Origin of the sequence: Synechococcales cyanobacterium T60_A2020_003 (assembly GCA_015272205.1) — a bacterium.
Classification (GTDB): Bacteria; Cyanobacteriota; Cyanobacteriia; order RECH01; family RECH01; genus JACYMB01.
Genome location: JACYMB010000324.1, coordinates 1 through 9,258, shown reverse-complemented (window position 1 = coordinate 9,258; position 9,258 = coordinate 1). Strand labels below are relative to the sequence as shown.

Below are 9,258 nucleotides of genomic sequence, written 5' to 3'. Positions count from 1 at the left end.
GGGCATGGATGGCTCCCCAAGACCAGCCCCACGAGAAGTTTGTATTCCCTGAGGAGGTTCTACCCCGTGGTAACGCTCTCTAATAGCGCTTATTCCGTAGCGGGTAACCGTGACCAAGAAAGCTCCGGTTTTGCTTGGTGGTCCGGTAATGCTCGTTTGATCAATCTATCTGGAAAGCTGCTGGGTGCTCACGTTGCCCATGCTGGCTTGATTGTATTCTGGGCAGGTGCGATGACCTTGTTTGAGGTTGCTCACTTTGTTCCTGAAAAGCCAATGTATGAGCAGGGATTGATTCTCCTGCCTCACTTGGCAACCCTTGGCTGGGGTGTTGGCCCCGGCGGTGAAGTCGTGAATACCTTCCCCTACTTTGTTGTAGGCGTACTTCACCTCATTTCTTCTGCAGTTCTAGGTTTTGGTGGAATCTACCACGCTGTACGTGGCCCTGAAACCTTAGAGGAATACTCTTCCTTCTTTGGTTATGACTGGAAGGACAAGAATCAGATGACCAACATTATTGGTTATCACTTGATTCTGCTGGGTTGTGGAGCGCTGCTACTCGTGTTCAAGGCCATGTTCTTCGGTGGTGTCTATGACACTTGGGCTCCCGGTGGTGGCGACGTTCGTGTCATTACGAACCCGACCCTCAACCCTGCTGTGATTTTTGGCTATCTGCTTAAGTCTCCCTTCGGAGGCGAAGGCTGGATTGTTAGTGTCAACAACATGGAAGATGTGATCGGCGGTCATATTTGGCTCGGTCTGATCTGCATCGCAGGTGGTGTTTGGCACATCCTCACCAAGCCTTTTGCTTGGGCACGTCGTGCCTTCATCTGGTCGGGTGAAGCATACCTGTCCTATAGCCTTGGTGCGCTGTCCATGATGGGCTTCATCGCATCCTGTATGGTTTGGTATAACAACACGGTTTACCCTAGTGAGTTCTACGGTCCTACCGGCCCTGAAGCATCTCAGGCGCAGGCGATGACCTTCTTGATTCGTGACCAGCGCCTCGGTGCAAACGTGGGTTCTGCTCAAGGCCCCACAGGTCTTGGTAAGTACCTGATGCGCTCTCCTACTGGCGAGATCATCTTCGGTGGTGAGACGATGCGGTTTTGGGATTTCCAAGGTCCTTGGCTGGAGCCTCTGCGTGGGCCTAATGGTTTGGATCTGGACAAGATCAAGAATGACATCCAGCCTTGGCAGGCACGTCGTGCGGCTGAGTACATGACCCATGCTCCTCTGGGTTCCTTGAACTCTGTGGGTGGGGTTGCAACGGAAATTAACTCAGTTAACTTCGTTTCTCCTCGTGCATGGTTGGCAACATCTCACTTCGTTCTCGGTTTCTTTTTCCTGGTTGGTCACCTATGGCATGCGGGTCGTGCCCGGGCGGCGGCAGCAGGATTTGAGAAAGGTATTGACCGTGAAATGGAGCCTGTACTCTCTATGCCTGATCTAGACTAAGAGGCATACGCTATTTGATAGCGTTCTTCGTTAGTTGCAGGTTATATCTGGAGCGAGGCGGCTTTTCTGAAGAGCCGCCTTGTTCATTCGCTGGAGTGAAATTTATAGCTGTTGCCAGCTAGCTTAAGACATGGACATTTTGGTGGGGCGGCGAAGACCAAAATGCCCTAATACCAATTCTGAGTGTTGAGTTCTCAGTTTTGAGTTATGAATGTGTTGCTACGCTAGGAATGTGAGCCTTTCATCTGTAGCCGGAGTTTTTGAAATTCGTATAACCGATATGGCTAGAGCTATAGCTGTGAAAAATGCAGATTTTGTCAGCGATCGCTCTCTAGGAGCAAGGAGGGGGCACTCCACCCGGTACGATAAGCGCACGTTGAATACGGTCTGCTCAAAATAGTGATTGCCGTCCTGAGCCTCGTATGAAATAATAGTAGATTGTGTCTTATCTAAGTTTTGTCGTTTATTTTCTAGGGCTATGGCTGCTAAGAAGGGCGTCCGAATTATTATCACGTTGGAATGTACAGAGTGCCGCACGAACACCGACAAGCGATCGCCTGGTGTATCTCGCTACACGACAACCAAAAATCGCCGGAATACAACCAATCGGCTAGAGCTAAATAAGTTCTGCCCCCACTGCAACAAACATACGGTACACAAGGAAATTAAGTAGCGTTTAGCCTGTCTTAGCCCAAGCCCTAATGGGAGAAACTCAGGCTAGGCTGCGCTTGGATCGATTGGAACACTGAACACGGTTTTTACTACGTTACATTGGAGCTATGAGTTACTATCGCCGTCGGGTATCCCCCATTAATCCCAAAGAGACCATCGATTACAAAGACGTCGATCTTCTCAGAAAATTTATCACCGAGCGCGGAAAAATTTTGCCACGCCGGATTACAGGTCTAACCGCCAAACAGCAGCGTGATTTGACTCAAGCGATCAAGCGGGCGCGAATCCTGGCCCTCTTGCCCTTTATCAATCGAGAAGGCTAGGGTTGTATAGAGCATTAACAGGCAACCCTACACCACATCCGAATTCATGGAGAAAGGCACACTAGTTGAGTTTCGCACCTCTAACGGCGATCGCCGTGTTGCTGTGGTTGAGCGCCCAGAAGGGAAAAAGCATTGGGTTGTTGTTGATGAGCGCGGGCAATCGCATACGTTGCATCCTCGCCAGATTATTTACGAGGTAACGGGTGAGTCCTATTCGCCTACCCAAATCCCTGCATTCATCACGGAAATCCAGCCCTATCTCGATCCATCCAGCCTAGAGGTGGCCTGGGAGTTTTTGGTAGAAGAAGGGGTTTCTACAGATCCAACAGAGATGGCTATCCTGCTATTCTCTGAGCAATCTCCGTCGCTTTGTTACGCGGCACACTGTCTCCTTGCTGATGACAAGATTTACTTTAAGCAGAAGGGCGATCGCTATGAGCCTCGTTCTGTAGCTCAAGTTGCAGAGTTGAAGCATCAGCTTACGGTATCTGAGCAGCGTGCCCAAGAGTGGCAGGCTTTTGTTTCTAGGGTTCAGCAGGCTCTAAATGGAGACTCTGTGGAGTGGCAAAGCAGCGATCGCCCTAGGCTGGATGTCCTCGAACGGTTAGCAGTTTTTGGTGATGAGGCAACAGGTCGAGTGCAGGCCGCTGAAATACTCCAGGCGGTTGGTCGATCGGACAGCGCTGAAGCAGCGTTTCAACTTTTAGTTGATCTGAGGCTGTGGAGTCCTCACGAGAACTTATTCCTGCGGCGCAGTCAAATTCCTGTACAGTTTTCTCAAAGGGTTTTGGAAATGACTCACCGCTGCGTTGTCTCCCCTAATCCCGATCCTGATAATCGTTTAGATTTAACCTATCTCAAGACTTACACCATTGACGATGAGAGTACTCTTGAAATCGATGATGGTTTGAGCATCGAATATTTGGACGATGGACGGCAACGCCTCTGGATTCATATCGCTGATCCTACTCGGTGGGTTGCGCCAAACGACGATTTGGATATGGAAGCTCGACGGCGATGTACGACAATTTATCTGCCCACCGGGATGATTCCGATGTTCCCTCCTGAGTTGGCAACGGGCCCGATGAGTTTGGTTCAGCGCCAGATCTGCTGTGCCCTAAGCTTTGGCATCATTCTGAACGATGAAGGAGCGGTCGAAGACTATCACATTCAAGCCAGTCACGTGAAACCGACCTATCGCCTCACCTACGAAGACGTCGATGAGATGTTGGAGATGGGGTTAGAGGCAGAGTCGGAGATTCAGGCGATCGCCGAGTGGGCAAAGGTGCGTCAGGCTTGGCGACAATCACGGGGCGCAATTAGTATTCACATGCCGGAATCTAGCATCAAGGTCGATGGCGACGATATCACGATTGATGTCCTAGATGACTCTGTTTCCCGGATGCTTGTTGCGGAGATGATGATCCTGGCGGGTGAAGTGGCGGGACTTTATGGTCAGACCCACGGACTACCCCTACCCTTCCGGGGACAACCTCAGCCAGAACTACCCCCAGACGAAGAATTGATGCTGCTACCCGTAGGGCCTGTGCGTGACTGCGCGATTCGTCGGTGTATGCCGCGCAGTGAAACGACGGTGGTTCCTGCCCGCCATGCGAGTTTAGCGTTAGATGTATATACTCAAGTCACGTCACCGATTCGACGGTATGCAGACCTGCTGGCACATTTTCAAATCAAGGCTCATTTACGTGGCGAATCTCTACCCTTCTCAACGGAAGATGTTCAGGAATTGATGCTGTCGGTGAGTTCTACCGCCTACGAGGCAAGCCAAGTTGAACGCCAAACCAATCGCTACTGGGGCTTGGAGTATCTGCGACGGCAAGGGGATGCAGTGTGGCATGCCTTGATGCTGCGCTGGTTGCGAGAGCAGGATAATTTGGGTCTTGTGCTATTGGAAGATTTGGGATTAGAACTGGCGATGCGGTTTACCCGTCCGATTGCACCCGGCGATCGCCTAGAGGTGAAGGTTAGCTATGCTGATCCCCGGCGAGATATTATTCAGTTCACTGAGATGGCGACTCAGGTTGTTTAAGGACTCTGGATAGGATTTTTCCGGTTGGGCAAGGAATCGGTTCTGAGTCGAGTGACAGAATCGAAGTGGGCGAATTGTTCGTGAATTCGATAAAATTTAACCTGGGTTTTCTGTATCAAGCTTAGGAGGACAGCCGAGCGTGCTGCGAACTGTAAGCATGGGGGTGCTGACCCTGTGGTTTAACCTCACGTCCAATGTGTACACGCTGCACGAGTCTCAGCTTTCGAATTGGGTACAGGAATCGGCGTGGGTAGAATCTCTTTTAGAGCCTGAGTATAATCCAAATCCAAAGGCTGAAGCACTGATGCAAGCCTATCTAGAACGACTAGATCGTCTTGGTTTCTCGGCTTCAGAGCAAGGATTTTGGATACAGTCCGGGCGTGACGTGCTTGCGTCCCATCAGGCAACGGAACCTTTGCCCGCTGCCTCCTTGACAAAAATTGCGACGACGTTGGTGGCTTTAGAAACCTGGCGTCCGGATCACACCTTCGAGACGCAGATTAGCGCCACTGGACATCTGCAAGACGATACCCTGATGGGCGATCTGGTGATCCAAGGGGATGGTGATCCTTTTTTTGTGTGGGAGGAGGCGATCGCCATCGGTAACGCATTAAACCAAATGGGGATTCGGCGCGTGACGGGAGATGTGATCGTCACAGGCAACTTTGCCATGAACTACGAGTCTAATCCGGTGCGCTCCGGTGAGTTATTTGCCCAGGGAATTAACGCGAATCTTTGGCCCTACGAGGCTGACTATCAGTTCAGGACGCTACCTCCAGAAACGCCTCGTCCTGTGGTCGAAGTAATGGGACGCGTGCGAATGCTGCCCACAAGTGCCTTAGATGAACTTCTGTATCCGTTAATTCGCCATGAATCCTTGCCCCTCGACCAAATCTTGAAGTCAATGAACGTTTACAGCAATAACGCGATGGCGGAAATGCTGGCTGAAGACCTGGGGGGAGCCCACACCGTTGCCAAAAAAGCAGCGGCGGCGGCCTACGTTCCCGAAGATGAGATTGTACTGGAAAACGGATCGGGGCTAGGCGTAGAAAACCGGATCTCGCCGCGAGCAGTAACCGCAATGTTGATGGCGATCCAGCGTCACTTGGCGGCTCGTGATTTGAATGTAGCTGACCTGTTCCCAGTAATGGGGCGGGATGAAGGAACCCTCCTCGATCGACAGATGCCGGAGTCTGCAACCGTAAAAACCGGAACCCTCAACGACGTTAGTGCCCTAGCAGGGGTGATTCCAACGCGCGATCGCGGCTTGGTGTGGTTCACGATCATTAACCGAGGGTGGGATTTAGACGAATTTCGCTACCAGCAAGATCTGTTTTTGCAAGGGCTATCCCAGGAATGGACGCCGACCGCAAGCGTACCTGCTGAGATCCGTTCTAGTGATCGCGATCAGATGTCTGTGAATAAGCTGGGTGCCCCAGAGCGCAATACCCTCCTGGTTCAACCGTCGGCAACGGCTTCTGTTCCTACAGATCGTCCGGAATAATTTCCGTGACTACGCGTCCTCCGCTCATGACAAAGTGCTCATCTTCCAGCATGCCATCGAGGCGAGGGCCTGTGACGGTCATTTTCGGATCTTGCTGCTGGTAATTGACGTTGCCCTCTGCGATCAGGGTGTTGGCATCCGCATTAAAGATGAGGGAGTCGCTCGTGAGACGGGAGCGATCACGCTGAGCCTCAGCCTGAACATTTCCGTAGAAGTAAAATAGTTCGTTTTCGAGATCGAAATCACCGCTATTAGAGGCCAACTTGATCCGATTATCCCGGAGTTGGACTTGAACGGGGGCTTTGGCGTTCACCCGATTTTGGTTCAGATCCCAAATCAGTAGATCACTGGTGACTTGAGTATCCGGACTCCGCAGCGTGACGACAGCATTGTCTCGAAGCTCCGCGATATTTTCCTCGACCCGCATCAAACCCGAGTTGCTCGTGGCGCGATCGGTGACTTCGCCTTTACTATTCAATCGCTGAATTTGCAGCGGTTTATCAGTAGACACAATTTCCTGATCCAGCAACCACACCAAGTCATCCGCCTGCAACTTGTACTTGGGACTGCGGGTGGTAACGGCGATCGCCGTTCCTGTTACAACCAATCGCTGTTCTTGCTCGTATAGTGTGGCTTCCTCGCCCGTGATCTGTACTTTAGGGTTTGTGCCTGTCAGCTTGCCTTTAATGGTGAGTTGACTGTCCTGGGGCAGCCAGGTCATTTCATCACCTTTCAGAATGGCACCATTTCGGAGATCCTTAACGTTGACGTTGCCAATCACCACCAGGCGCTGCCCGTCTTGGTAGATTTCGCCGCGATCGCCCGTGATTTCATAAATCGGTTTGCCATCGCGGTAGAGTTGTCCCTTTGGGTTTTGGACTTCGGCGCGCTGCTTCTGTTCGTCATAGGTGGCTTCCTGGGCGACAACGCGCCAAAGCAAATTGCCGTTTTCGTCCGGTTGCTCCAAGGTGACTTCGTTAAGCACGAGCTCAGAGGAGCGCTTTTGAGGTTCCTGCTGCTCTTCTTCTGTATCTAGCTGTTGGTCTGCCGCAGGCCGATTACGGCATCCCGTAACGTTTGATAGCAAGGCCGTTAGTACAAGAGCAGTCGCGAGGACTTTAAAAGGCGATCGCGTTCGTAAAAAGGTCAAGTTCACAGTAGGTTCTCAAAAGGGCTATCTCGATCTTAGATAAAGTGAGCGGTGCTCAGCCTTACGATAATACTTCCTAAGTCTAGATGGCAGGCAAGAAAGTTCCAAGCGCTTTCCTTACCCTGACGAGGGCAGAGTAGAGAGGTTAGGAATGCGAACCGGAATCTGGGTGGCATCCAAAAGGCGATCGCGAAATGTTTCGAGAGCTGACCGTTGTACAGGCTTAAGCCAGCGCGATGGATAAGGTGCATTCAGAGGATTGTGGTTGCCACGGGCTTCAAGCTGGTGATGGAAGGGTTTAGGACGGGTGGGAGTATTCAGTTGAATTTCGTCCGGTTTGAGCTCCTGCATTTGGGCGATGTAGCGATCCTGCTCTTCGTCACTCCAGGGCGAAAGAAGCATGGTTTGGATCAAGAGTTGTCCCGTATAGTCCTGCCGAAACGTCATCAGACTTGGCCATTGAGTGGCATAGTCTAAAGTCGCCACTGGACGATTCACCCGTCGCCATTGGTCTGGTGTGATGGCGTCTAGCTTCACCGCGACGGCATCGGCGATCGCCAATTCTGCTCGCACCGTCGGATCATCCAGCAGCGTCCCGTTTGTAAGGACAGCCGTGGGTTTGTGAGTCATAGCGGTGACGAGAGTGAGGATCTCCCCTAGGTTTAGGGCGAGCGTCGGTTCGCCACTGCCGCTGAGAGTCATGCGATCCACCTCCCACGGGGCATAGCGTTGTAAGTCATGCTCAATTGTTGCAGTGGGGATAAAACACTGGCGATCGCTTGTTTTGACCTCAATTTCACCCAGTTGACAGTACACACAATCAAAGGAGCAGACGGAGATTTTGCCAATGGGATCAATGCCGAGCGATCGCCCAAATCGCCAGGACTGAACGGGGCCATAGACGGATTGAAACGAGTCAGTTTGCGCTGCCATGACAACCTCGACAGAATATAGACTGTCCTTGATTCATTTAATCGTTCTATCTCCAGTTGTAGGACGTAGAAGCGTATCGCAACGGGAATGATCCAAAAAACTTTATTTCTGAATGGGAAAGCGGGAGGGGTTTGTCATAATGGAGAACGGAACACGTTAAGAAATGAGCGATCTCGCTAAGCAACGACAACGACCTGAACGTCAAGACCCTTGATCGATCCTGCTGGTCCATTGCAATTTCAAAATCCACGTTGGTATATCTGTGCAACTTCCCTACTTTTCGGCCTTTGAGTCAGTTCCAGATCAGTATCGTCAGCGTCTGATGCCGGAAGCGATGCCGCAATACTTACAATCAGCGCTGTCCCCTCAAGGGATCATCATCTGTCTGCATGGGTTTACGGGGATGCCCTACGAAGTGCTGCCCGTTGCTAAAGCCTGTGTGGCCTCTGGGTTTGATGCGGCGGTTCCGCTGCTGCCAGGACACGGCTATGCGGCTCTCACCGATCAGCGCCAATGGTTCCCCCGAATCACGATGGAGCAAATGCACGAGGTTGCCCGTGCCGAAATTGAGCGGGCTCGGCAGCAGTACGAGTTTGTCGGGATGTTTGGGCTATCGATGGGTGGGGCGATCGCCCTGACGATGGCGAGTGAGGGGCGGCTGGATGCCTGTGTGGCGGCGGCTCCGGCGTTGCGCTTACCGGATATTGCCGAACGCTTGATTCCGATCTTGGGATGGGCCAACTTTTTTATTCGCAAACGCAAGAAACCTGAATTTTATTTGCCGTGCTATCCCTTTTATAATTCCTGGGCACTGCGAGAACTGCGCCGCATGGGTCGCTACGCCACCGATCAACTTCCCAAGGTTACCTGTCCGCTTTGCGTGGTGCATTCCCATCAAGACCCGACCATTAGCCCGGCTGTCGTGGATATGATTTTGCAGCATGTGCCGCAATCGGTGGATGTCGAATGGTTTGACGAATCGGGTCACTGTCTGCCGTGTGATATTCAGGGGCAGGCGATGGCGGAGTACAGCGCTCGATTCTTCCAGCAGATTGCGGGTTGTAACCAAGAGATTAGACCAGAGCATTTGATCCAACCAGGGGACACGTAAACGATGAACGATGCGGATGTCATTGTCATTGGCAGCGGGCTAGGCGGATTAGTGGCAGGT

The 9,258-nt window shown here is 51.9% G+C and carries 9 protein-coding genes; 7 read left to right on the top strand and 2 right to left on the bottom strand.

Features of this window, described 5'->3' with window-relative positions; genetic code table 11:
* From IGR76_16065 to IGR76_16040, 6 genes are all read left to right on the top strand, one after another.
* On the top strand, window positions 1–83 hold an 83-nt coding region (locus IGR76_16065; protein MBF2079985.1), incomplete at its 5' end, for a photosystem II protein D2.
* Window positions 67–1,455 (top strand): photosystem II reaction center protein CP43, encoded by a 1,389-nt coding sequence (gene psbC / locus IGR76_16060; protein ID MBF2079984.1) that lies wholly within the window; start codon window positions 67–69, stop codon window positions 1,453–1,455. The genes IGR76_16065 and psbC, both read left to right, overlap by 17 nt.
* Window positions 1,456–1,933: 478 nt before the next feature.
* Complete coding sequence (gene rpmG, locus IGR76_16055) at window positions 1,934–2,128, top strand: 50S ribosomal protein L33 (protein MBF2079983.1); 195 nt, start codon at window positions 1,934–1,936, stop codon at window positions 2,126–2,128.
* 106 nt (window positions 2,129–2,234) lie between these two features.
* Window positions 2,235–2,450, top strand: coding sequence for a 30S ribosomal protein S18 (locus IGR76_16050; protein ID MBF2079982.1), 216 nt, complete (start codon window positions 2,235–2,237; stop codon window positions 2,448–2,450).
* Between the two features lie 46 nt (window positions 2,451–2,496).
* Entirely contained in the window at window positions 2,497–4,500 is a 2,004-nt protein-coding gene (locus IGR76_16045) for a VacB/RNase II family 3'-5' exoribonuclease (protein MBF2079981.1), read from the top strand.
* Between the two features lie 139 nt (window positions 4,501–4,639).
* Window positions 4,640–6,004: a D-alanyl-D-alanine carboxypeptidase gene (locus IGR76_16040; protein ID MBF2079980.1), complete on the top strand. Its 1,365-nt coding sequence runs from the start codon at window positions 4,640–4,642 to the stop codon at window positions 6,002–6,004.
* Here IGR76_16040 and lptC read toward each other — a convergent pair.
* Together lptC and IGR76_16030 are read right to left on the bottom strand one after the other, a co-directional pair.
* Complete coding sequence (gene lptC, locus IGR76_16035; protein ID MBF2079979.1) at window positions 5,985–7,160, bottom strand: LPS export ABC transporter periplasmic protein LptC; 1,176 nt, start codon at window positions 7,158–7,160, stop codon at window positions 5,985–5,987. The genes IGR76_16040 and lptC overlap by 20 nt on opposite strands.
* 111 nt (window positions 7,161–7,271) lie before the next feature.
* Window positions 7,272–8,087: a radical SAM protein gene (locus tag IGR76_16030; protein ID MBF2079978.1), complete on the bottom strand. Its 816-nt coding sequence runs from the start codon at window positions 8,085–8,087 to the stop codon at window positions 7,272–7,274.
* 262 nt (window positions 8,088–8,349) lie between these two features.
* Between IGR76_16030 and IGR76_16025 the strand changes: the two genes are divergently transcribed.
* Window positions 8,350–9,198, top strand: a complete 849-nt coding sequence (locus IGR76_16025; protein MBF2079977.1) for an alpha/beta fold hydrolase — start codon at window positions 8,350–8,352, stop codon at window positions 9,196–9,198.
* Window positions 9,199–9,258 lie beyond the last annotated feature (60 nt).